Genomic DNA, 22,707 nt, shown 5'->3' with positions numbered 1-22,707 from the left:
ATTAAATGCCGTTATGGCTCATCCGGACCAAGGGAATAGACCGGGTAACCATTCTCACGCCATTCCGTCAGCAGCTGTTGCTGCGAAGCGGACGGCACTTCGCCACACCAGACCAGCAGGGTCTGGCCGTCGAAAAACTCAGGTCTGAGCTGCGCCAGCGAGTGCGCCAGAACATCCACGCGCCAGCCCTTCTGGGTGGCAATCCACGCTTCCAGCCACAGGCGGGTGGTATCGTGTACGTTCCAGCCGACAACCAGCGCATCTTTTCCGGCTTTGTTCTTCGCTGAGGCAAGGCAGACGGCAATGTAGTTGATCAGCACGCCGTCGAGCATGCTGAGCAGCGCCTGCAGGGTGGACTGCTGGCACTGCAGGCGTCGCCGGAGCGGAATGAAAAGATGGGAGATCAGCGTCTGCGCCGGGTAATCGCGACCCTGCTCTTTTATCCATCCACGCAGGCGCTGCAGGTTGCCCGCCTGCAGGAGCCGCAGCAGGGTTTCCTGTTGTTCGCGCCAGAGATGTTGCGTATCCGGGTCGTCGTGGCTCAGCAGGGACTTCACTTTCCCAACCTGCACGCCGTTGTCGATCCAGCTTTTGATTTCGCGAATGCGGTCGATATCGTCATCATTAAAAAGGCGATGCCCACCGTCGGTCCTCTGCGGTTTGAGTAATCCATACCGTCGCTGCCACGCCCGTAGGGTAACGGGATTGATATCACAAAGGAGTGCCACTTCACCGATTGTGTAAAGCGCCATATTCGCCCCCTGGCTTACGCGTCCCCAGCTTAACTGTAGACCCACTTTGCCGAACCAGGAAGAATTGATTGTTTTTTGCACAAAGAATGCGAAGCCTATGCGATATTCTGAAAAAGGTGTGATAACGGGCACGATTTTACGCTTTTTTGGGATGCTTCAAAGAAAGTTGAGCCGCATCCGTGTATGTTACGCGTTTTTTAGCGTGTGCGGTTTTGAGTATGTACGAGTTTAACCTGGTGCTGCTGTTGCTTCAGCAGATGTGCGTGTTTCTGGTCATTGCCTGGCTGATGAGCAAAACGCGCCTGTTTATCCCGCTGATGCAGGTCACCGTCCGTCTGCCGCACAAATTCCTCTGCTACGTCGTATTTTCCATATTCTGCATTATGGGGACCTGGTTTGGTCTTCATATCGAAGACTCTATTGCCAATACGCGCGCTATCGGCGCGGTGATGGGCGGGCTGCTCGGCGGTCCCGTCGTCGGGGGGCTTGTCGGTTTAACCGGGGGGCTGCATCGCTATTCCATGGGGGGGATGACGGCCCTGAGCTGTATGATCTCCACGATCGTTGAAGGGCTTCTCGGCGGTCTGGTGCACAGCTATATGATTAAGCGCGGTCGCCCGGACAAGGTATTTAGTCCGCTGACCGCCGGTGCCATTACCTTTGTGGCCGAAATGGCGCAGATGGCGATCATTCTGCTGATTGCCCGTCCGTTTGAGGATGCGCTGCACCTGGTCAGCAGCATTGCCGCTCCGATGATGGTGACCAATACCGTGGGCGCGGCGCTGTTTATGCGCATTCTGCTCGACAAGCGCGCCATGTTTGAGAAGTACACCTCGGCCTTTTCCGCCACGGCGCTGAAGGTTGCCGCCTCGACGGAAGGGATCCTGCGCCAGGGGTTCAACGAAGAGAACAGCATGAAGGTGGCCCAGGTGCTCTACAAGGAGCTGGATATCGGCGCGGTGGCGATAACCGATCGGGAAAAGCTGCTGGCCTTTACCGGTACGGGCGACGATCACCATCTGCCGGGCAAGCCGATCTCCTCAGCCTATACGCTGCGCGCCATCGAAACCGGCGAGGTGGTGTATGCCGACGGTAACGAAGTGCCTTACCGCTGTTCGCTGCATCCCCAGTGCAAGCTGGGCTCCACGCTGGTGATTCCGCTGCGCGGCGAGAATCAGCGGGTGATGGGCACCATCAAGCTGTATGAGGCGAAAAACCGTCTTTTCAGCTCCATCAACCGCACGCTGGGGGAGGGGATCGCCCAGCTGCTGTCCGCGCAAATCCTCGCCGGGCAGTATGAGCGGCAGAAAGCCCTGCTGACGCAGTCGGAGATTAAGCTGCTGCATGCGCAGGTCAATCCGCATTTCCTGTTCAACGCCCTCAATACGCTCAAAGCGGTGATCCGCCGCGACAGCGATCAGGCCGCGCAGCTGGTGCAGTTTCTGTCGACCTTTTTCCGCAAGAACCTGAAACGGCCGTCGGAGATCGTGACCCTCGCCGATGAGATTGAGCACGTGAATGCCTATCTGCAGATTGAGCAGGCGCGTTTCCAGTCGCGTCTGCAGGTGTCGCTCTCCGTGCCGGAAGAGCTGGCGTATCAGCATCTTCCGGCCTTTACCCTGCAGCCGATTGTCGAAAACGCCATTAAGCACGGTACATCACAGCTGCTGGGAAGGGGGGAGATAACCATTGCCGCCAGCCGATTCAATCATCACCTGGTGCTGGATATTGAAGATAATGCCGGGCTTTATCAGCCTTCCGTCTCCGGCGGATTAGGGATGAGCCTGGTGGATAAACGTCTGCGCGCCCATTTTGGCGATGACTGTGGCATTACCGTCGCCTGCGAGCCCGACCGATTTACCCGTATTACCCTACGACTGCCGCTGGAGGAAAACGCATGTTAAGAGTGCTGATTGTGGATGACGAGCCGCTGGCACGGGAAAACCTGCGCGTTCTGCTGCAGGAGCAGCCGGATATTGAGATTGTGGGGGAGTGCGCCAACGCCATTGAGGCTATCGGCGCGGTGCACAAGCTGCGCCCGGACGTGCTGTTCCTTGATATTCAGATGCCCCGCGTCAGCGGGCTGGAGATGGTCGGCATGCTTGACCCGGACCATCGTCCCTACATCGTGTTTCTGACGGCGTTCGACGAATATGCCGTTAAGGCCTTTGAGGAGCATGCGTTTGATTATTTACTCAAGCCGATTGAAGAGAAGCGTCTGGATAAAACGCTCAACCGTTTACGCCAGGAGCGCACCGTGCAGGACGTCACGCTGCTGGCGGAGAACCAGCAGCCGCTGAAATTTATCCCCTGCACCGGGCACAGCCGGATCTATCTTCTGCAGATGGATGATGTGGCCTTTGTCAGCAGCCGCCTGAGCGGGGTATTTGTTACCAGCGCGGAAGGGAACGAAGGGTTTACCGAGCTGACCCTGCGCACGCTGGAGAGCCGCACGCCGCTGATTCGCTGTCACCGCCAGTACCTGGTGAATATGGCGCATCTGAAGGAGATCCGCCTGGAAGATAACGGCCAGGCCGAGCTGGTGCTGCGCGCCGGGCAAACCGTCCCGGTCAGCCGCCGCTACCTGAAGAGTTTGAAAGAGGCGATTGGGCTGTAAAGCTGGTACACTGCGCGCCATTGCATCATCGACATTCGAAGGCACTATGCTAAGTAACGATATTCTTCGTAGCCTGCGCTACACCCTGAAAGCGAACAATAACGACATGGTGCGCATTCTTGCGCTTTCCGACATGGAATCCACGTCTGCCAGTTTTGACACGTGGATGACCAAAGAAGACGAAGAGGGGTTTGTCCGTTGCCCTGATATCATTCTGTCGGGCTTCCTGAACGGCCTGATTTACGATAAGCGTGGCAAAGATCCTGCCGCGCCAGAGCTGGCGCTGGAGCGTCGGGTGAACAACAACACGGTGCTGAAAAAGCTGCGTATCGCGTTCTCGCTGAAAACGGACGATATCGTGGCGATCATGACCGAGCAAAAATTCCGCGTATCCGTGCCGGAAGTGACCGCCATGATGCGCGCACCGGATCATAAAAACTACCGTGAGTGCGGCGACCAGTTCCTGCGTAATTTCCTGCGCGGGCTGACCCACCGGGTGCATCACCCGAAGGCGTGATGTTTAGCCGGGTGGCGGCTTCGCCTTACCCGGCCTACAAAACCCGTAGGCCCGTGCAAGCGTAGCGCCGCCGGGCAAAAAAAAAGCCGGAGATAATCTCCGGCTTTTTTGTTATTTCACCTGCTGGCCAGGCTTCGCGCCTTCGTCAGGGCTTAACAGGAAGATATCTTTCCCGCCAGGGCCTGCGGCCATCACCATCCCCTCAGAGATGCCGAAGCGCATTTTGCGCGGCGCCAGGTTGGCGACCATCACGGTCTGACGGCCGATCAGCACCTGCGGATCCGGGTAAGCAGAACGGATGCCGGAGAAGACGTTGCGCTTCTCGCCGCCCAGATCCAGCGTCAGGCGCAGCAGCTTGTCAGAGCCGTCCACAAACTCCGCGTTCTCGATCAGCGCCACGCGCAGGTCGACTTTGGCGAAATCGTCAAAGGTAATGGTTTCCTGAATCGGATCGTCCGCCAGCGGGCCGGTGACCGGTGCCGCAGCCGCCTTCACTTCTTCTTTGGATGCTTCTACCAGGGCGTCAACCTGCTTCATCTCGATGCGGTTGTACAGCGCCTTGAAGGTGTTCACCTTGTGGCCGAGCAGCGGCTGCTGGATTGCATCCCAGGTCAGTTCGGTGTTCAGGAACGCTTCAGCGCGGGCTGCCAGCTGTGGCAGAACCGGCTTAAGCCATGTCATCAGCACGCGGAACATGTTCAGACCCATGGTGCAGATCGCCTGCAGGTCGGCGTCACGGCCTTCCTGTTTCGCGACCACCCACGGCGCCTGCTCGTCCACATAGCGGTTGGCAACGTCGGCCAGCGCCATGATTTCGCGAATCGCTTTACCGAATTCACGGCTTTCCCAGGCTTCGCCAACCGCAGCGGCGGCATCGGTGAAGGTTTTATACAGCTCAGGATCGGCCAGTTCGGCAGAAAGCACGCCGTCAAAGCGCTTGGCAATAAAGCCCGCGTTACGGGACGCCAGGTTCACCACCTTGTTCACGATGTCCGCGTTTACGCGCTGCACGAAATCTTCCAGGTTCAGGTCGATATCGTCGATGCGGGAAGAGAGCTTCGCGGTGTAGTAGTAGCGCAGGCTGTCCGCGTCGAAGTGGTTCAGCCAGGTGCTGGCCTTGATGAACGTCCCGCGGGACTTGGACATCTTGGCGCCGTTCACCGTCACGTAGCCGTGAACAAACAGGTTGGTTGGCTTGCGGAAGTTACTGCCTTCCAGCATGGCCGGCCAGAACAGGCTGTGGAAGTAAACGATGTCTTTGCCGATGAAGTGGTACAGCTCGGCGGTAGAGTCTTTCTTCCAGTATTCGTCGAAGCTGATGGTGTCGCCACGCTTGTCGCACAGGTTCTTGAAGGAGCCCATGTAGCCGATTGGCGCGTCCAGCCAGACGTAGAAGTATTTACCCGGCGCGTTCGGGATTTCGAAGCCGAAATACGGCGCATCGCGGGAGATATCCCACTGCTGCAGGCCGGATTCGAACCACTCCTGCATCTTGTTCGCTACCTGCTCCTGCAGCGCGCCGCTGCGGGTCCACGCCTGCAGCATTTCGCTGAAGGACGGCAGGTCAAAGAAGAAGTGCTCGGAGTCACGCATCACAGGCGTGGCGCCGGAAACCACGGATTTCGGCTCGATAAGCTCGGTCGGGCTGTAGGTCGCGCCGCACACTTCGCAGTTATCGCCGTACTGGTCCGGGGATTTACATTTCGGACAGGTGCCTTTGACGAAGCGGTCCGGCAGGAACATGCCTTTTTCCGGATCGTACAGCTGAGAGATGGTGCGGTTTTTGATAAAACCGTTCTCTTTCAGACGGGTGTAGATCAGCTCCGACAGCTCGCGGTTTTCGTCGCTGTGCGTGGAGTGATAGTTGTCATAGCTGATGTCAAAGCCAGCAAAATCGGTCTGATGCTCCTGACTCATTTCGGCAATCATCTGCTCCGGGGAGATCCCCAGCTGCTGCGCTTTCAGCATGATCGGCGTGCCGTGGGCATCGTCCGCACAGATGAAGTTAACCTCGTGGCCGCGCATTCGCTGGTAACGGACCCAGACATCAGCCTGGATATGCTCCAGCATGTGGCCGAGGTGGATTGAGCCGTTGGCGTACGGCAGTGCGCACGTTACCAGAATTTTCTTCGCGACTTGAGTCATAGTAGGCATTACTTCTTTTAACTGTGAAAAGGGTTTTTGATATTACCAAAAGGGGCATTATTAAGTAAGCACAAACCACGGCCTTTCAGGTAAACTTGTTCATCTAAGGTCTTATTCACAAGAACAAAGGAGTCGGGATGAGTTCTCAATCCCAGGCCAAATCACCGGAAGCCTTACGAGCAATGGTCGCCGGGACGCTGGCTAACTTTCAGCATCCAACCCTGAAGCACAATCTCACTACGCTGAAAGCGTTACACCACGTTGCCTGGCTGGACGACACGCTGCACGTTGAGCTGCAGATGCCGTTCGTCTGGACCAGCGCCTTTGACGCGCTGAAAGAGCAGACCAGCGCCGAGCTGCTGCGCATTACCGGCGCGAAGGCGATCGACTGGAAGCTGAGCCACAGCATCGCCACGCTGAAGCGCGTGAAAAACCAGCCTGGCGTCAACGGCGTGAAAAACATCATTGCCGTCAGCTCGGGCAAGGGCGGGGTGGGGAAATCCTCTACCGCCGTAAACCTGGCGCTGGCGCTGGCAGCGGAAGGGGCAAAGGTCGGTATTCTTGATGCCGACATCTACGGCCCGTCTATTCCAAACATGCTGGGCGCGGAAAACCAGCGTCCAACCTCGCCCGATGGGACCCACATGGCGCCGATCATGGCGCACGGTCTGGCGACCAACTCCATCGGTTACCTGGTGACTGACGATAACGCCATGGTCTGGCGCGGCCCGATGGCCAGCAAAGCGCTGCTGCAGATGCTGCAGGAGACGATGTGGCCGGATCTGGATTATCTGGTGCTGGACATGCCGCCGGGGACCGGTGACATCCAGCTCACGCTGGCGCAGAACATTCCGGTGACGGGTGCCGTTGTGGTGACCACGCCGCAGGATATCGCGCTGATCGACGCCAAAAAAGGCATCGTGATGTTCGAGAAGGTGGAAGTGCCGGTGCTCGGTATCGTTGAGAACATGAGCATGCACATCTGCAGCAACTGCGGTCACCATGAACCTATCTTCGGTACGGGCGGGGCAGAAAAACTGGCTGCGAAGTATCACACCCAACTGCTGGGACAGATGCCGCTGCACATTACCCTGCGTGAAGATCTGGACAGCGGCAAGCCGACGGTGGTCAGCCGTCCGGACAGCGAATTTGCAGAGATGTATCGTCAGCTGGCGGGACGCGTTGCGGCGCAGCTTTACTGGCAGGGCGAAGTCATCCCGGGCGAAATCGCGTTCCGCGCGGTGTAATACCTCTTCGCTTAGTGCCGGGTGGCGGCTTCGCCTTACCCGGCCTACGAAATACGGTTTTGTAGGTCAGGTAAGCGAAGCGCCACCTGACTTTACCCAAGCCGATAGTGCATCAAATAATACTCTCCCTCCGGAGAATCCCCCGTCGCCTCAATGTGCCAGCCGTGCCGCTGGTAAAACGCGACAGCCCGCGCATTCTTCACCAGACACTTAAGCGAACCTGTACTGGTAAACGTCTTCTGCACCTGTTCCAGAAGCATTTTCCCGACGCCGTGGCTTTGATACTGCGGGTCAACAAAGAGGTTGTGCAGAAAATTATCGTTCGCCCAGACGGAGGCAAAGCCCAGGCGATGGCCGTTCTGCGTGGCAACCCAAATCACTTCGTCACGGGTGGCCGCGTCAAAGTCTTCCAGCTGCCAGTCTGAGCTGTCCAGCCATGGCCAGGCCTCACGCCGGGCGTGGAGAAAGAGCGTGCGCAGGAAAGGACGATCGCTTTCCTGCCAGGGGCGGATCAGAATGGTCTTAGCGGTGATAGAAAATATCTCCGTTATAGGCTTTGTAGATTTTGCCGTCCGCATCGCCGATCAGCACGTAGTTCTCGCCCATGTAGGTCCAGTGGGTTCCGGCATCCGGAGCCGGCAGGTTACGCAGCTGGTACTGTTTGATGGTGTACTCCGGCGTTTGATACTGCGCCGGCGCCGTGTCGCCAATCTTGAATTTCGTGAAGTCAGCGATGAACTCTTGTTCTTCATAGGCCTTGATGCCGGAGGGGGCAGCGGCCGTTTGCGGGGCAGAGAATGCGGATCCCGCCAGAGACAGTAATACACCCAGAAGCAGCAGTTTACGCTTAGCCATTTTTTCTCCAGTGATATCGTTACAGATACTTTTCGTCTGCGGGACGTCGAAAGCAAAGCAGACAGTCCATTTTAAGTATCAACGCAGGGTATGTTTGAAAAAAAATGTAACAAAAGTGGACGGTTTTGTGTAGCCCAATTGCGTGATGTTTATCAGTGTCGGGAATATTGTCGATGCATTATATTTTTAATATTTATCATTTCATTAATTAATTCTGAAAATAACTTTCCATATCAAAGTTAGAAAGCGAGGCGAATGCTTTCTCTCTGAAGAGCATTTAATATTGCCTCCGGATGAAGCGTGCTGACGTCCGTTTTTTTAACCATGTCGAGTATAGGATCTGTTTTTTAAAGCGCGGGTGAGGTGTGTTTTATAAGGGCAGGAAGTTCATCTCTCATAAGCATAATTGATTACATTTCATGGGGTTGGATTGGGTCTTTTTACAGGCTTAACGATAAACGCAACGTTTAAAAGAAATATTTATATTAATGAAAAGTACAACTGCATTTTCGCTGTTATTTCTCAGTATTAGTCAGTTAACAGGGTGTGTTTTTTCACTTGGTCAGAACTTAAGTGTGTCAAGTAAGAAAGTTATTTCGGCGGAAGAGGCAAATTATCAGCTTGATAAGCGCGTGGAAATTTTTCCGCTGACCCCGGAGTGGATTGAAAAACTGCGCCCGCCCGTGTCGAAATCTCAGGCAAATCCTAATCTGGACAAGCAGATCAAAAACTGGGAATACCGTATTGGCGCAGGCGACATCCTGACGGTCACCGTCTGGGATCATCCTGAATTAACAACGCCCGCAGGACAATATCGTAGCGCGAGCGATACAGGCAACTGGGTCAACGCTGACGGTACGCTCTTTTATCCCTATGTCGGTAAACTGCGGGTGGCAGGAAAAACGGTTTCACAGGTACGTGAAGAGATTACGGCTCGACTGGATAGCGTCATTGAGAGCCCGCAGGTGGACGTCAGCGTAGCCTCCTTCCGTTCACAAAAAGCCTACGTCACCGGAGAGGTGGAAAAATCGGGTCAACAGCCGATAACCAATATTCCGCTGACGGTGATGGATGCGATTAACGCCGCGGGTGGGCTCTCGGCGGATGCCGACTGGCGTAACGTCGTGCTCACACACAATGGACAGGACGCCCACCTCTCACTCTATGCCCTGATGCAGCATGGCGATTTGACCCAAAATAAGCTGCTTTATCCTGGCGATATCCTGTTTGTTCCCCGGAACGACGCGCTGAAAGTGTTCGTAATGGGCGAGGTGGTGAAACAGAGCACCCTTAAGATGGATCGTAGCGGCATGACGTTGGCCGAGGCCCTGGGAAATGCCGGGGGGCTTAACCAAAATATGGCCGATGCAACCGGCATTTTTGTTATTCGCCAGGTATCGAAAAAAGGTGACACCGACAAAATCGCCAATATCTATCAGCTGAATGCGGAAGATGCTTCAGCCATGGTGCTGGGTACGGAATTCCAGCTTGAGCCGTATGACATTGTCTACGTCACCACGGCACCGCTATCGCGCTGGAATCGCGTGATCTCCCAACTGGTGCCCACCATCAGCGGCGTACATGACCTGACCGAAACCGTTCGTAACATCCGATCGTGGCCGTAGTCATGTTCCATTCAATCTTAGTGGTCTGCACCGGCAATATTTGCCGCTCACCCATTGGTGAGCGGCTATTGCGTCAGCAATTACCCGGCAGGCAGGTCACCTCTGCAGGTATTTTCGGACTAGAAGGACGCCCGGCGGATGCGAGTGCGCAGGCTGTGGCCTTGCGTCACGGCCTTTCGCTGGAGGGGCACGTTGCCCGCAGGGTGACGTGCAGTCTGTTGCAACAGTCCGACTTGATTCTGGTGATGGAGCCGGAACACCTTCGTTTTATTGCCACAATGGCCCCGGAGAACCGGGGAAAATCGCTGCTATTTGGACAATGGCTGGAAACCCAGGACATTCCCGACCCGTATCGCAAAAGCCGTGAAGCCTTTGAATATGTTTTCGGGCAATTGGGGAAAGCCAGTCAGGAATGGGCTCGTCGTTTGAGTTAACAAGGAATGAAGCCGTAATGTCGTCTTCTAAATCAGACAAATATAGTGCTGCGACACCGCAGAATAACGAAATGGATCTCATTCAGTTGCTTGCTGAGATGTTCGATCACCGGGTAATGATCGCGTGTGTTACGCTTCTGTTCACGGTATGTGCGGGGATCTACGCCTTCAGCGTCACGCCGGTTTATCAGGCTGATGCCCTGGTGCAGGTCGAAGCGAAGCAGGGCAACGCGCTGCTCAAGAACCTGACCTCGCTCAGATCCGATCTCTCACCCGATGTCGCTCCAGAACTTTTACTCCTTAAATCACGGATGGTCCTCGGACAGACCGTTGATCGGTTAGGGCTGACCTACGAGGTTAATAGGCGCTTGTTCCCCGTCATTGGAGCTTTCTGGGAGCATGTGCAGGGGCGCAACCCCGCTGAAATCACGATTGGCTCGCTGAATATTCCGTCTGTGGAGGGGGATCCACAAACGCTTTTACTCACTGTTCTCGAGCAAGGGCGATATCGTCTTGAGGGACAAACGCTTGAGGCAGAGGGCGTTGTTGGAAAAGCGCTACTTAAAGAGGGCGTCTCTCTTCTGGTGACCTCCCTCAATGCGGCTCCGGGAACCCAGTTTACCCTCAACATCGTTACCAGGCTTGAGGCGATCAACGCCATTCAGAGCAGACTGACGGTTGTGGAGTCGTCGAAACAGAGTGGAATGATCGCCTTAACGTTAACGGGTGACGATCCCGGCAAGACCGCTACGGTACTTAATACGATTGCCGAAAATTTTCTCAGCCAGAACATTGCGCGCCAGGAAGCTAAAGATTCCCGTAGCCTCACGTTCTTACAGGATCAGTTACCTAAAATCAGTCGCGAACTGGATGAAGCCGAGGCACGACTGAATGCTTATCGAGAGCAAAGCGATTCGGTCGATTTATCTCTTGAGGCAAAGTCGGTTCTTGATCAGGTAGTTAACGTGGAAAATCAGCTTAACGCGCTGACGTTTCGCGAGGCAGAGGTATCCCAGCTGTTCAAAAAGGACCATCCCACCTACCGTGCTTTACTGGAGAAAAAACAAACGCTTGAGCGGGAACGCGCGCGCCTGTATAGCCGCGTCTCCTCCATGCCATCCACGCAGCAGGAAATATTACGCCTGAGTCGTGATGTTGAATCCGGGCGCGCCGTATACATGCAGTTACTGACGCGTCAGCAAGAGCTGAGCATCTCGCGCTCCAGCGCTATCGGGAATGTGCGGATCATAGACCCGGCGGTGACGCAGCCGGCCCCTGTCAGACCGCGCAAAGCCCTCATCATTCTGTTTGGTATGATGATAGGGCTGCTCCTCTCTGCCGGAACGGTTTTAGTGCGTTCCGCCTTCAAGCGGGGCATTACGTCGTCAGAACAACTGGAAGAGTTCGGGATGCCGCTGCTGGTAACGCTTCCGCGCTCGGTATGGTTATGGAAAAAAACGCACCTGCGCAGAAGAAACCTGTTTACTTCCCACTGGAAGCACAGGATATCCAACGTGCCTTTCCTGCCCATTGACCGTCCGGCTGATACGTTTGTCGAGGCGATGCGTGGGCTGCGCACCAGTTTGCATTTTACCATGATGGATACCGCAAACCGGGTTGTCGTGGTGTCTGGCCCCACGCAGGACTGCGGAAAGACGCTGGTCAGTACTTCACTGGCGTCGATTGTGGCACAGGCCGGACAGCGGGTGCTGTTTATTGATGCGGATATGCGTAAAGGGTATGTCCACAATGTGTTCAGGCTGAACAATCATCGGGGGTTGTCCTGCGTGCTCGACGGAACCGTTGAGTGGCAGGAGGCGGTTCAACGCTTTGAGAAAGGCGGTTTTGATGTACTGACCTGCGGACCCCAACCTACGCATCCCGTTGACCTGCTCATGAGTGAACGCTTCCAGGATGTGATGGCGCAGATTGAAAAGGGGTATGACATCGTGATTATCGACACTCCACCTGTGCTTGCCGTGACGGATGCTTTGCTGATCGCCAGATCAGCAGCCACTACGCTGCTGGTCGCCCGCTTTGGTAAAACCAGCGTTAAAGAGATCGAGACCAGCCTTAAGCGTATGGAACGGATGAACGTAAAGGTGAATGGCGTGATCCTCAATGACATTGTGAAATCGGCGGCGCTCTATTACAACTCGGGGTATAGCGCTTACGACTATGGCTATACCCGGGAGTAACCCTGACGCGACATTTCTTTACAGCGTGATGGTGTATTGCCCGTTAAGATGACCTTCGTTAAAACGCGAGGTCACAATGGATAACCGCAAAATCAATCGACTGCGCCGCTGGGCGCGGGAAGGGGTAATACTCGTTCTGCTGACGCTGGCCGTGGCGTGGGGAGTTGATCAATACCGAAAACCGACACTCCCCGCCAGTTTTAGTGCAACGCCGATGACGAGCATCGACGGAAAAATGCATGATATTGCGGCGCTCAGCCAGGAGCGTCCGCTGCTGATCTACGTCTGGGCGACCTGGTGCAGCATTTGCCGTTACACCACGCCTGCGGTTAATCAGCTGGCAGAAGAGGGCGGGAACGTGGTGAGTATCGTCATGCGCTCTGGTGATAACGCAAAGCTTGCACGCTGGGTTGACAAGAAACAGCTGAAAATGCCGGTGATAAACGATGAAAACGGTGCGCTGTCGCAGGCGTGGCAGGTGAGCGTGACGCCGACGTTAGTCATTGTATCGAAGGGGAACGTGATCAGTACCACAACGGGCTGGACGAGCTACTGGGGATTAAAAATCAGGATGTGGTGGGCGGGCTTATAAGAATAACCCCTCTCCCGGCGGGAGAGGGGTTTTATATTACTTAGCCAGAACTTCCTGCGCGGTGCGCTCAACCAGAGACAGCAGGATTTTGATATCTTCCAGCGTCACGGTTGGGTTCAGCAGCGTCAGCTTCAGGCAGGTCACGCCGTTATGCTCCGTCACGCCGACGTTTGCACGGCCGGATTCCAGCAGCGCATCACCAATTTTCTGGTTCAGCAGGGCGATACCGACATCATCTGCCTGCACCTCGCCACGGAAGCGGAACAGTACGCTTGCCAGCTGCGGCTGCATAACCAGTTCCAGCGCAGGCTGCGCTTTCACGTACGCCGCAACCTGCTGTGCCAGGGTCACGCCGTGATCGATGATCGCCGCGTATTGCTCCTGACCCAGCGCTTCCAGGCTCATCCACAGCTTCAGCGCGTCGAAACGACGGGTGGTCTGCAGCGATTTGGAGACCAGGTTCGGCACGCCGGCTTCTTCGTCGAACTCAGAGTTCAGGTAAGCCGCCTGATAGCGCATCAGCTCATAGTGGCGCGCTTCTTTCAGCAGGAAGGCGCCGCAGCTGATGGTCTGGAAGAACTGCTTGTGGAAGTCCAGGGTGACGGAATCCACCAGCTCAATGCCGTCCAGGTAGTGACGATACTGCTCAGACATCAGCAGCGCGCCGCCCCAGGCCGCATCAACGTGTACCCAGATGTTCTGCTTCGCCGCCAGTTCAGCAATGGCGCGCAGCGGATCGATAGCGCCGGCATCGGTGGTACCTGCCGTTGCGACGATCGCCAGAATCTGCTCGCCGTTCGCATTGCACTGTTCGATTTTCGCCGCCAGATCGGTCAGATCCATGCGGGAGAATTCGTCCGTTTTCACCTGCACCACGGACTGGTAGCCCAGACCCATCAGCGCCATGTTTTTCTGTACGGAGAAGTGCGCGTTTTCAGAGCACAGTACGCGGATCTTACGCAGATCGCCCACCAGACCGTTCTGCTGAACGGAGTGACCCTGACGCGCAAAGAACGCATCGCGCGCCAGCATCAGGCCCATCAGGTTGCTCTGGGTTCCGCCGCTGGTGAAGACACCGGCGTCGCCAGCCTGATAACCCACGCGGGTACGCAGCCACTCGATCAGTTTGATCTCGATGATGGTTGCGGACGGGCTTTGATCCCAGGAGTCCATACTCTGGTTAGTGGCGTTGATCAGCACTTCCGCCGCCTGGCTTACGACCAGGCTTGGGCAGTGCAGGTGCGCCACACACTGCGGGTGATGAACGGACAGGCTGTCTTTCAGGAAGAACTCCACGGCGCGTTCAATCGCCGCTTCGTTGCCCAGCCCTTTCGGGTTGAAATCCAGCTTAATACGGTCGCGCAGTTCCGCGACCGTTTTGCCCTGGTACATCTCAGGCTGTTTCAGCCACTGCATCACAGCCTGAGTGCTTTGTTCAATCGCCTGCTGGTAAGCTTCAATGCTCTGCGCAGAGGAGAACAAAATTGGGTTTGAATCAGACATCGTAATCAATAACTCCGGTTACGCCGGGCGAACGCCCGCAGCAAGCAGTGCCTGCTCAAATTTATCCAGGAAGATCTTCAGCTCTTCATCGCTGATCAGCAGAGAAGGCAGCAGACGCAGAACGATACCGTTACGACCACCGCGCTCCAGAATCAGACCGGCTTCGAAGCACTTCTTCTGAATCAGTGCAGACAGCTCGCCGTCGCCCGGGAAGCAGCCCATGTGGTCAGCGGCTTCGTGCGGCTTAACGATCTCAATACCGATCATCATGCCAAGACCGCGAACGTGACCGATAACCGGATAACGTTTCGCCATCTCTTTCAACTGGCCTTTCAGCCATTCGCCCTGTGCCGCCACTTTGCCTGCGATGTTCTGGTCTTTCAGGATTTTCAGCGTCGTCAGACCGGTTGCCATCGCCAGCTGGTTGCCGCGGAAGGTACCGGTGTGGTGACCTGGCGCCCATGCGTCGAACTGCTTTTTGATACCGAGTACGGCCAGCGGCAGACCGCCACCGACTGCTTTAGACATCACGATGATGTCTGGCTCGATGCCCGCGTGTTCGAAGGCGAAGAATTTACCGGTACGGGCAAAGCCAGCCTGAACTTCGTCGAGGATCAGCAGAATGCCGTGTTCCTGAGTCACTTTACGGATGCGCTGCAGCCACTCAGCCGGAGCCGGGTTCACGCCGCCTTCGCCCTGAACCGCTTCCAGGATCACCGCAGCAGGTTTACGCACGCCGCTTTCAACGTCGTTGATCAGGTTATCGAAGTAGTAAGTCAGCGCTTTCACGCCCGCTTCACCACCGATACCCAGCGGGCAGCGGTATTCGTGCGGGTAAGGCATGAACTGCACTTCTGGCATCATACCGTCTACCGCTTCTTTCGGTGACAGGTTGCCGGTCACGGACAGTGCGCCGTGGGTCATGCCGTGGTAACCACCAGAGAAGCTGATGATACCGCTACGGCCGGTCACTTTTTTCGCCAGCTTCAGCGCTGCTTCAACGGCGTCAGCCCCGGATGGACCGGTGAACTGCAGGCAGTACTCTTTGCCCTGACCAGGCAGCAGAGAGAGCAGGTATTCGGAAAACGCGTCTTTCAGAGGCGTAGTCAGATCCAGAGTATGTAACGGCAAGCCGCTGGTAATGACATTTTGGATGCTTTTCAGCACATCAGGATGGTTATGGCCAAGCGCAAGGGTCCCTGCACCTGCTAAACAGTCAAGGTATTCTTTATTATCTGCATCGGTGATCCACACGCCTTCTGCTTTAGTGATGGCTAAAGGCAGTTTGCGCGGATAACTCCTGACGTTAGATTCAAACTCGGCCTGACGGGCCAGATAGGTTTCGTTGCTTTTGTGGGCATCTACGGTGTCAATACGGACTTTATCCGTCATCATATCACTCCTACAACCGCCGCTTCGTTATGAGCCACGATTGAATAAAAAGTTAAAAAACAGAAGGGGCCTGAAAAAAACGCCGCCAATATAGAGCCTTTTGCCACGGGGCTCAATGGTTAATTTGTTTACTGTTTTGTGACACGTGTGTATAGCGAGGAAATATCCCCTTTTTTAAAATGAAAATTGTATTTTATGCCAAATAAAAACAGCGGGTTACAGTCTATTTGCCCGGTGTGTAAAGTCGCAGAAAAGAGTGTGACAAATCGTGCCATTGAACGGCATAAAAGGAGGGAAGCTTTCCCTGTTTATCCGGCAGGTGCAGAAAACGGTGCTCACGTTGCCTGTGCAACGGAATCACGCAGTAAAAATGGACTTTCTACGCGCGTGGTTTCCTGATGTTCTTCACCGTTAATAATATGCAGGGCGCTCAGGCGACCAATTTCATAGTGCGGCAGTTGTACCGTCGTGAGAGGAGGAAGGAACAACTCCCCAATGCCCACCATATTGTCATAGCCGATCACCGCGACGTCGTCCGGTATACGAAGCCCTTGTCCCAGTAGCGTTTGGTACACCATAAACGCGATACGATCGTTACCGCAGATAACGGCGTCGAACCTGGGAATGCCATTCTGCATGTGCGCCAGCAACACGGCTGGAATGTCGCGATAGTGCTCATCGCCGAGTGCCATATAGCAGTGCTCCAGGCTGTCCGGATCGAGCCCCGCTTCACGGCATGCACGCTCCAGCCCCTGACGACGGCGGGTTGTGGCCAGATGCCCCTCAGGTAAATGCAGGCAGAGAGGGCGTCGATAACCCTCCGCGAGTAACGTCCGCACGGCGGTATATTGCCCTTGCTCATCATCGGGAATATAGCTGGCGACCTTTTCGCCGTCGCTTTCGCAGTTGGCCAGCACGCAGGGAAGGGTGAGGAGTTTGGCCGGGAGAGGAACCTGACGTAACCCCATGGTGGTGTAGATAATTCCGTCGGGCCGATGAGAGAGGAGAAGGTCGACAATGGCGTCCGGATTGTCATCGGTAAACATATTCATCACGAAGCTGTTCCAGCCGTGCATTCTGGCCGTCTCTTCAATAGACAGCGTGATCTCCACCGAGAACGGCGTCGTCACCGTATCGAGCGCCAGTACCCCTATGGTTTTAGGCGAGGCATGCGCGCCGCGTATTTTCTTGGCGGACAGATCGGGCACGTAGCTGGTCTGCTCGATAGCCAGCTGAACGCGCGCCAGCGTTTCCGGCTTAAGGCGCTCCGGGCTGTTCAGCGCGCGGGAGACCGTCATCAGCGATACGTTAGCCAGCTTTGCGACGTCCTTCAGGGAAGCCATTGTCTTACTCCGTGAATGCTCTGCGTGAAAGGGTATACAACTAAGTCGCTGATGTAAAAGAAAGGCTGATGCCCAGGCCGGGTCATGTTTACCTCAGTGATGAATATTTGATCGCGATCTCATTCTCTTAATGTTAACGTTAACTTTCGTGATTAACATCTTAAATTTCAGCCAAACAGCATGAGAAAACGTAAATGTTAACGTTACCATTGCGTCATTACTCCAACATGAGAATGTCATGATGAAAACGCATCACTCTCACAGCTACCCTTTATTAAGCGCATTACTGTTTTTCTTTTTTGTCACGTGGTCATCTTCCGGCTCGTTGCTCTCTATCTGGCTTCACCAGGAGGTGGGGTTAAAGGCAGGGGATACGGGGGTCATCTATGCCGTGCTGTCCGTCTCCGCGCTGTGCGCGCAAATCTGCTACGGCTTCATTCAGGACAAACTCGGCCTGCGAAAAAACCTGCTCTGGTTTCTGACCAGCCTGCTCATTCTTTCCGGTCCGGCCTTCCTGCTGTTTGGTTATCTGCTGCAGATTAACGTGTTACTCGGCAGTATTTTCGGCGGGATTTATATCGGGCTGACGTTTAACGGCGGGATTGGTGTACTGGAATCCTATACCGAGCGCGTGGCCCGCCAGAGTCAGTTTGAGTTTGGCAAGGCGAGGATGTGGGGATCCCTTGGCTGGGCGGTGGCAACCTTTTTTGCCGGTCTGCTGTTCAACATCAATCCGAAGCTGAACTTCGCGGTGGCGAGCTGCGCCGGGCTGGTGTTTTTTGTGTTGCTGGCGCGCCTAAGAGTCTCTTCCGCGCCGCACGCCATGCAGGAGGCGGTATCCGGCGGTAAGGTCACGCTGGAGGATGCCTTACGCCTGTTGACGCTGCCGCGCTTCTGGGCGCTGGTGTTTTTCGTTATTGGCACCTGTATTTACGGCGTTTACGACCAGCAGTTCCCGGTCTATTTCTCCTCACAGTTCCCGACGCTGCAGGAAGGAAACGCCATGTACGGCTATCTCAACTCCTTCCAGGTTTTCCTGGAAGCGGCGGGCATGTTCTGCGCCCCGTGGCTGGTGAATCGCCTCGGTGCGAAAAACGGCCTGATTTTCGCCGGAATGGTGATGGCGATGCGTATGGTGGCATCGGGTCTGGTTGAGGGACCGGTATTGATCTCCATTACCAAGCTATTGCACGCGGTTGAACTACCCGTTTTGCTGGTCTCCATCTTTAAATACAACAGCCTGCATTTTGATAAGCGGCTCTCTTCCACCCTCTATCTGGTGGGTTTTGCCTGTACAAGCTCGGTGATTGCCTCGGTGCTGTCGCCGCTGGCAGGTTACAGCTATGAGAAATACGGCTTTGCCCAGTCCTATCTCATCATGGGGCTACTGGTCTTCAGCACCACGTTTATCTCCATCTTCCTGTTGCGCTCGGGTAAGTCCTCTTCTGACCCGCTCATGCCGCAACCTTCCACCATCTGATCGAAAGAGTAGAGAAATGATGTATTCCATTACGAAAGCAGAACAGGAACTGCACTCCAGGCGCGAAGGGCTTAACCTGCGCTGGTACCCCCGTTACCACCTCGCCGCGCGTGCTGGCTGGATGAACGACCCGAACGGCCTGGTCTGGTTTGACGGCTGGTATCACGCCTTTTATCAGCACCATCCGTATTCGACCCAGTGGGGGCCAATGCACTGGGGCCATGCGCGCAGCAAAGATTTAGTCCGCTGGGAGCACCTGCCGGTTGCGCTGGCCCCGGAAGGGCCAGACGACAAGGACGGCTGTTTTTCCGGCTCAGCGGTGGTGGATGGCGATACGCTGGCGCTGATTTACACCGGCCACAAATTCCACGGCGATCCCGGCGATGAGGCTAATCTCTACCAGGTGCAGTGTCTGGCAACCAGCCGTGACGGCATCCAGTTTGTGCGGCACGGGACAGTCATTGATACACCGCCCGGGCTGCATCACTTCCGCGATCCGAAGGTATGGCGTGAAGGGGCGTGGTGGTACATGGTCGTTGGCGCGCGCGAGGGGGATACGGGCCAGGTGCGTGTGTACCGGTCTGCCGATCTGCGCAAGTGGCAGGACAGGGGCGTGCTCGCGGTGGCTGAAAAAGAGCTGGGTTATATGTGGGAATGCCCGGACTTTTTCACTCTCAATGGTAAACGCGTGCTGATGTTTTCGCCTCAGGGACTGGCGGCAGACGGATTTAAACATCGCAATCTCTTCCAGAGCGGCTATCTGGTAGGCGAATGGCAGCCTGGTCAACCCTTTATGCGTGAAGGTGAATTTGTGGAGATGGACTACGGGCATGATTTCTACGCGCCGCAAAGTTTCCTGACGCCGGATGGCAGACGCATCGTTATCGGCTGGCTGGACATGTGGGAATCTCCGCTGCCGGAACAGGAGGATGGCTGGGCAGGTATGCTTTCTTTACCACGCGAGCTGACGCTGAGTGCCGATAACCATCTGCAAATGCAGCCAGCCAGAGAAGTGGAAAGCCTGCGCGGCGCGTGGTTCCCCTGGCCGATAAGTACGCTTAATAACCAGCAGATGACGCTGGTGGAACACTGCGAGGCGATGGAGGTCATTCTGCAGTGGGATTGCGCCAACAGCAGCGCGGAGCAGTACGGCATTCGTCTTGGCGACGGGTTACGCCTTTATGTTGATGCGCAGATGCAGCGCCTGGTGCTGGAGCGAGACTATCCGCAGTATGGCCTGTGCGGGACCCGAAGCGTCGCGCTTAACCTGAGCAACGCGCTTAATCTTCGTTTGTTCTTTGATAGCTCTTCCGTGGAAGTGTTTGTTAACGAGGGTGAGGCGTGCCTCAGCAGCCGTATATATCCTGATGCCGACTGCCGCGAGCTGGCGTTATTTGCCTGGACGGGAGGGGCATCGCTTATTCATGGCGGGGCGTGGCAGCTGGAGTAAATCTATTAACGAGCTAAAACAAAGCCCCATAAACATGGGGCTACGTAAATCTTATCAGGTGGTAGCGTCCTGCAAAGATCACATTTTTGATAATTGTGCGTTTACAACTCTCTCTTTTTCGACAACCAGCTGCATAATATAGCTTCCCTTGTGCCATGAACCTTTATTTGGCTTCCAGCCTTTCGAAAGCAGATATTCAGCAGCATCAGAGACAGGCTTATTCATAACGTGATCCGCTTCACCTGATAACTTTTTTAAATCACCGCTTACTTTGGCTGGCTTGCTATCACAATGACCCGCAGCATCTATCACCTGAGTGCAGCCTTCAGGAAGGCGCCTGTGCGCTGACTGTGCAAGTTGAGCAGCATTCTCTAAAGCCTGTTTTTCAGCCGCAGCGTTAATGGCTGTGGTGCGGTTTTGCTCTGCAATATAACAAGCATCTTTACTCACTCCTTTGCTTTGACAATCAGCCATCCGTTGAGCTGGTGAGGAACACGCAGCAAGAGATAATATAGCCGCTACCATCATTAACTTTTTCATTATTGCCTCAGTAATTACAATTATAAATATAGGTGCCTAACATCAAGCCGATCCATATCCCTAATAAAATAAAAGTGAGATACAAAACAGCGGAAATAAAAATGTACTTTGTCATTTTTGTGCTAGCAGCAATGTATTGAGTTATAGCCAGCTAATTAAACTCAATGGTGAGTTTTTTGCTGGTTGGCGGTTTGCTGGCATTTTAATATAATATTGTTAAATCACCATCCGTAAGATGCGGACGCCGCAACAATTTCATCACCGTTGGATGTACCTGATGTAGAGAGGGTAGCGGCTATATTCTCAGCGAACTTATGACGGTAACCGACTGCGTAACCTTGCGCATCTTTGAAGTTGGCAGCACCGACGGCAACCGCGTTATCTGTATCAACGTAATGCAAACCAGCAAGAGAAGCAGCGCCAGCGATACCAGCACGATATTCCTTGCGATCCTCATTCTGCTGATTCTCCAGAGAAGAGAACTTAGCGTTATTTTGACTCTCTAACGCAGTAATACGTGATTCATGATTCGCTAATTGTGCGCTGTGATTCTGAATCGTCGTTTCTTGTGCTTGCTGGCGTGACTGAACGTTAGCAACAGCAGCTTTGTTAGCAGCGGCTACCGTTTGTGCATCAACCGCTAAAGATTGCGCATAAGCGCCCGTATTAAATGCCTGAGTCGCTTTGTCAGAGGCATCCTGAAGGGCGTGATCTTGTCTATCCTGATCGGCGTTGAAAATGCTTTTATCTACCTTACCTGCCAGCGCTTGAGTGTTAGCGTCTGCTTTGTTGTTCGCATTGGTAGCGGTGAGTTCAGCTTTATCTACTCTTGTGTTTGTATCAATGATTGCTTGACCGTTAGTAATAACGCCTTGTAAAGCCACATCTGCTTTATTATTAGTGTTATCAATCAATATATTCTGTTTGTTATCAATGATTGTTTGAACTGCTTTGTTATCGTCGACTTTCTGATTAAGGATAGCGTTAGCTTGAGTGTTAGCGTTTACGCCATCTTGAGCGGTGTTAGCTGTATCTTGTGCTTTATTAATAGCTGTATTTGCTCTGTCAATATCGCCCTGAAGGTTATAGATTTGCCCGTCTTGCTTAATGTTACTCCCCTCGATGTTATCAAGGTTATAGGCGGTTTTATCGGTACCCTGAATTTGAATGTGAGCACCTGGATTATTGACGTTATCGTCAAGGTTTACGTTTACTTCCGCTGCATTTGCGGTATTCATTGAACCAGCGAACACAAAACCAAAAACAGCGATAGCTGTTGTATTTAAATAGTTCATTTTAAAGCTCTCATCATCACTACAAGAAAAAATAAAGTAAGGGCGCTATCCTGGCGGGAAGATACAACGTCTTGTTATATCTGAATTAATTCACGATTAACGGTGGAAATTTTGGTTTGATAACTTATTTCGTAACGTGCAGTAACTATCTATGAATGTGTAATTTTGATTATTGATCTAAATCATAAATAGCAGGAATAGCTAAACGAGTCGATCCAGAAAGACCTGGCGTAATAATCTTATAATACAATAAGATAGCCTTTCATAATGGATGAGAGTGAAATTAGATATAAAACACCAATACATTAATTGTATTTAAGTGTTTTGATTAAAATGGGTTAATAATACACATAACAGTTTATGTAAATTTATGGGTTTTTGCCGATTATTTATTATCGAACCTTTCGTCAGCTTCGAATGAAAATGAAATCAGCTCATTTTTGTTCCGGGATATACCAGGAAAAAATATTTATGTTGAAGATGCTAGCGAAAACGTGTTTAGGGAGATTCATAACGCGAACGCTGCCGTGATAAATCAAAACTCCTTGCGCCTGGCCAGTGGCCACGGTTACACTGATTGAGAACATTGATTTTAATAAATCATTGTTTTAAAAGTATTTTGACTCGGGGTGCCCTTCTTTGTGAAGGCTGAGAAATACCCGTATTACCTGATCTGGATAATGCCAGCGTAGGGAAGTCAGATGCCTTCCCGGTCATCGCTT

General features: G+C 53.9%; 19 protein-coding genes and 1 riboswitch. Of the genes, 10 read left to right on the top strand and 9 right to left on the bottom strand.

The features are described 5' to 3' along the window. Positions 1–11: 11 nt before the first annotated feature. Complete coding sequence (gene mlrA / locus ACVCAM_RS07265; protein ID WP_008500894.1) at positions 12–752, bottom strand: HTH-type transcriptional regulator MlrA; 741 nt, start codon at positions 750–752, stop codon at positions 12–14. A gap of 218 nt (positions 753–970) precedes the next feature. On the opposite strand from mlrA, the gene ACVCAM_RS07260 reads away from it, so the two are divergent. Genes ACVCAM_RS07260 through ACVCAM_RS07250 form a run of 3 tightly spaced genes read left to right on the top strand, consistent with a single transcriptional unit; the run spans position 971 to position 3,886 of the window. Then, positions 971–2,656, top strand: a complete 1,686-nt coding sequence (locus ACVCAM_RS07260) for a LytS/YhcK type 5TM receptor domain-containing protein (RefSeq protein ID WP_447093559.1) — start codon at positions 971–973, stop codon at positions 2,654–2,656. Next, on the top strand, positions 2,650–3,369 hold the full coding sequence (btsR, locus tag ACVCAM_RS07255; protein WP_407223516.1) for a two-component system response regulator BtsR: 720 nt from the start codon (positions 2,650–2,652) through the stop codon (positions 3,367–3,369). Before ACVCAM_RS07260 ends, btsR begins: the two co-directional genes overlap by 7 nt. A gap of 46 nt (positions 3,370–3,415) precedes the next feature. Continuing rightward, complete coding sequence (locus tag ACVCAM_RS07250) at positions 3,416–3,886, top strand: YehS family protein (protein ID WP_008500891.1); 471 nt, start codon at positions 3,416–3,418, stop codon at positions 3,884–3,886. Between the two features lie 111 nt (positions 3,887–3,997). On the opposite strand, the gene metG is transcribed toward ACVCAM_RS07250, so the two are convergent. After that, positions 3,998–6,031: a methionine--tRNA ligase gene (gene metG / locus ACVCAM_RS07245; protein WP_407223515.1), complete on the bottom strand. Its 2,034-nt coding sequence runs from the start codon at positions 6,029–6,031 to the stop codon at positions 3,998–4,000. A gap of 137 nt (positions 6,032–6,168) precedes the next feature. On the opposite strand from metG, the gene apbC reads away from it, so the two are divergent. Then, complete coding sequence (gene apbC / locus ACVCAM_RS07240) at positions 6,169–7,278, top strand: iron-sulfur cluster carrier protein ApbC (protein WP_008500889.1); 1,110 nt, start codon at positions 6,169–6,171, stop codon at positions 7,276–7,278. A gap of 92 nt (positions 7,279–7,370) precedes the next feature. On the opposite strand, the gene ACVCAM_RS07235 is transcribed toward apbC, so the two are convergent. Both ACVCAM_RS07235 and ACVCAM_RS07230 read right to left on the bottom strand, forming a co-directional pair. Beyond that, complete coding sequence (locus ACVCAM_RS07235; RefSeq protein ID WP_008500888.1) at positions 7,371–7,856, bottom strand: GNAT family N-acetyltransferase; 486 nt, start codon at positions 7,854–7,856, stop codon at positions 7,371–7,373. Further along, positions 7,801–8,133, bottom strand: a complete 333-nt coding sequence (locus tag ACVCAM_RS07230) for an RcnB family protein (protein WP_008500887.1) — start codon at positions 8,131–8,133, stop codon at positions 7,801–7,803. Before ACVCAM_RS07230 ends, ACVCAM_RS07235 begins: the two co-directional genes overlap by 56 nt. A 488-nt stretch (positions 8,134–8,621) precedes the next feature. Here ACVCAM_RS07230 and ACVCAM_RS07225 point away from each other — a divergent pair, with 488 nt between their 5' ends. From ACVCAM_RS07225 to ACVCAM_RS07210, 4 genes are all read left to right on the top strand, one after another. Continuing rightward, positions 8,622–9,758 (top strand): polysaccharide export protein, encoded by a 1,137-nt coding sequence (locus tag ACVCAM_RS07225; protein ID WP_407223514.1) that lies wholly within the window; start codon positions 8,622–8,624, stop codon positions 9,756–9,758. A 2-nt stretch (positions 9,759–9,760) separates the two neighbouring features. Further along, a complete protein-coding gene (locus tag ACVCAM_RS07220) occupies positions 9,761–10,192 on the top strand; it encodes an arsenate reductase/protein-tyrosine-phosphatase family protein (RefSeq protein ID WP_021241484.1) in 432 nt (143 codons plus the stop codon). Between the two features lie 17 nt (positions 10,193–10,209). Further along, positions 10,210–12,390 (top strand): polysaccharide biosynthesis tyrosine autokinase, encoded by a 2,181-nt coding sequence (locus ACVCAM_RS07215; protein ID WP_407223513.1) that lies wholly within the window; start codon positions 10,210–10,212, stop codon positions 12,388–12,390. A 76-nt stretch (positions 12,391–12,466) separates the two neighbouring features. After that, positions 12,467–12,982: a protein disulfide oxidoreductase gene (locus ACVCAM_RS07210; protein ID WP_407223512.1), complete on the top strand. Its 516-nt coding sequence runs from the start codon at positions 12,467–12,469 to the stop codon at positions 12,980–12,982. Positions 12,983–13,018: 36 nt separating this feature from the next. Here ACVCAM_RS07210 and ACVCAM_RS07205 read toward each other — a convergent pair whose 3' ends face one another. The 3 genes from ACVCAM_RS07205 to ACVCAM_RS07195 all read right to left on the bottom strand — a co-directional run bounded on the left by ACVCAM_RS07205 (position 13,019) and on the right by ACVCAM_RS07195 (position 17,220). Then, positions 13,019–14,485 (bottom strand): pyridoxal phosphate-dependent decarboxylase family protein, encoded by a 1,467-nt coding sequence (locus ACVCAM_RS07205; protein ID WP_407223511.1) that lies wholly within the window; start codon positions 14,483–14,485, stop codon positions 13,019–13,021. A gap of 18 nt (positions 14,486–14,503) precedes the next feature. Beyond that, positions 14,504–15,880 (bottom strand): diaminobutyrate--2-oxoglutarate transaminase, encoded by a 1,377-nt coding sequence (locus tag ACVCAM_RS07200; protein WP_014884533.1) that lies wholly within the window; start codon positions 15,878–15,880, stop codon positions 14,504–14,506. Positions 15,881–16,212: 332 nt separating this feature from the next. Continuing rightward, positions 16,213–17,220: a LacI family DNA-binding transcriptional regulator gene (locus ACVCAM_RS07195; RefSeq protein WP_248262228.1), complete on the bottom strand. Its 1,008-nt coding sequence runs from the start codon at positions 17,218–17,220 to the stop codon at positions 16,213–16,215. Positions 17,221–17,458: 238 nt separating this feature from the next. Between ACVCAM_RS07195 and ACVCAM_RS07190 the strand changes: the two genes are divergently transcribed. Beyond that, on the top strand, positions 17,459–18,700 hold the full coding sequence (locus tag ACVCAM_RS07190; RefSeq protein ID WP_021241479.1) for an MFS transporter: 1,242 nt from the start codon (positions 17,459–17,461) through the stop codon (positions 18,698–18,700). A 16-nt stretch (positions 18,701–18,716) separates the two neighbouring features. Next, positions 18,717–20,150 carry a glycoside hydrolase family 32 protein gene (locus tag ACVCAM_RS07185; RefSeq protein ID WP_348581425.1) on the top strand — a complete coding sequence of 478 codons (1,434 nt, stop codon included), beginning with the start codon at positions 18,717–18,719 and terminating at the stop codon, positions 20,148–20,150. A gap of 78 nt (positions 20,151–20,228) precedes the next feature. Here ACVCAM_RS07185 and ACVCAM_RS07180 read toward each other — a convergent pair whose 3' ends face one another. Together ACVCAM_RS07180 and ACVCAM_RS07175 are read right to left on the bottom strand one after the other, a co-directional pair. Beyond that, a complete protein-coding gene (locus tag ACVCAM_RS07180) occupies positions 20,229–20,690 on the bottom strand; it encodes a hypothetical protein (RefSeq protein ID WP_348581426.1) in 462 nt (153 codons plus the stop codon). Positions 20,691–20,911: 221 nt separating this feature from the next. Further along, on the bottom strand, positions 20,912–21,985 hold the full coding sequence (locus ACVCAM_RS07175; protein ID WP_348581427.1) for a YadA C-terminal domain-containing protein: 1,074 nt from the start codon (positions 21,983–21,985) through the stop codon (positions 20,912–20,914). Positions 21,986–22,600: 615 nt separating this feature from the next. Beyond that, a riboswitch (TPP riboswitch) is annotated at positions 22,601–22,697 on the top strand. The last annotated feature ends 10 nt before the right edge of the window (positions 22,698–22,707 follow it).

The organism is Enterobacter sp. CFEC122, assembly GCF_052983755.1.
The sequence above is the reverse complement of the archived record's forward strand: the minus strand, read 5'-3'. Positions and strand labels throughout refer to the sequence as shown.

Coding starts and splice junctions, on each gene's coding strand:
- mlrA (WP_008500894.1), bottom strand. CDS start 752: ATGGCGCTTTACACAATCGGTGAAGTGGCACTCCTTTGTGATATCAAT.
- ACVCAM_RS07260 (WP_447093559.1), top strand. CDS start 971: ATGTACGAGTTTAACCTGGTGCTGCTGTTGCTTCAGCAGATGTGCGTG.
- btsR (WP_407223516.1), top strand. CDS start 2,650: ATGTTAAGAGTGCTGATTGTGGATGACGAGCCGCTGGCACGGGAAAAC.
- ACVCAM_RS07250 (WP_008500891.1), top strand. CDS start 3,416: ATGCTAAGTAACGATATTCTTCGTAGCCTGCGCTACACCCTGAAAGCG.
- metG (WP_407223515.1), bottom strand. CDS start 6,031: ATGACTCAAGTCGCGAAGAAAATTCTGGTAACGTGCGCACTGCCGTAC.
- apbC (WP_008500889.1), top strand. CDS start 6,169: ATGAGTTCTCAATCCCAGGCCAAATCACCGGAAGCCTTACGAGCAATG.
- ACVCAM_RS07235 (WP_008500888.1), bottom strand. CDS start 7,856: ATGCGGACGGCAAAATCTACAAAGCCTATAACGGAGATATTTTCTATC.
- ACVCAM_RS07230 (WP_008500887.1), bottom strand. CDS start 8,133: ATGGCTAAGCGTAAACTGCTGCTTCTGGGTGTATTACTGTCTCTGGCG.
- ACVCAM_RS07225 (WP_407223514.1), top strand. CDS start 8,622: ATGAAAAGTACAACTGCATTTTCGCTGTTATTTCTCAGTATTAGTCAG.
- ACVCAM_RS07220 (WP_021241484.1), top strand. CDS start 9,761: ATGTTCCATTCAATCTTAGTGGTCTGCACCGGCAATATTTGCCGCTCA.
- ACVCAM_RS07215 (WP_407223513.1), top strand. CDS start 10,210: ATGTCGTCTTCTAAATCAGACAAATATAGTGCTGCGACACCGCAGAAT.
- ACVCAM_RS07210 (WP_407223512.1), top strand. CDS start 12,467: ATGGATAACCGCAAAATCAATCGACTGCGCCGCTGGGCGCGGGAAGGG.
- ACVCAM_RS07205 (WP_407223511.1), bottom strand. CDS start 14,485: ATGTCTGATTCAAACCCAATTTTGTTCTCCTCTGCGCAGAGCATTGAA.
- ACVCAM_RS07200 (WP_014884533.1), bottom strand. CDS start 15,880: ATGATGACGGATAAAGTCCGTATTGACACCGTAGATGCCCACAAAAGC.
- ACVCAM_RS07195 (WP_248262228.1), bottom strand. CDS start 17,220: ATGGCTTCCCTGAAGGACGTCGCAAAGCTGGCTAACGTATCGCTGATG.
- ACVCAM_RS07190 (WP_021241479.1), top strand. CDS start 17,459: ATGATGAAAACGCATCACTCTCACAGCTACCCTTTATTAAGCGCATTA.
- ACVCAM_RS07185 (WP_348581425.1), top strand. CDS start 18,717: ATGATGTATTCCATTACGAAAGCAGAACAGGAACTGCACTCCAGGCGC.
- ACVCAM_RS07180 (WP_348581426.1), bottom strand. CDS start 20,690: ATGAAAAAGTTAATGATGGTAGCGGCTATATTATCTCTTGCTGCGTGT.
- ACVCAM_RS07175 (WP_348581427.1), bottom strand. CDS start 21,985: ATGAACTATTTAAATACAACAGCTATCGCTGTTTTTGGTTTTGTGTTC.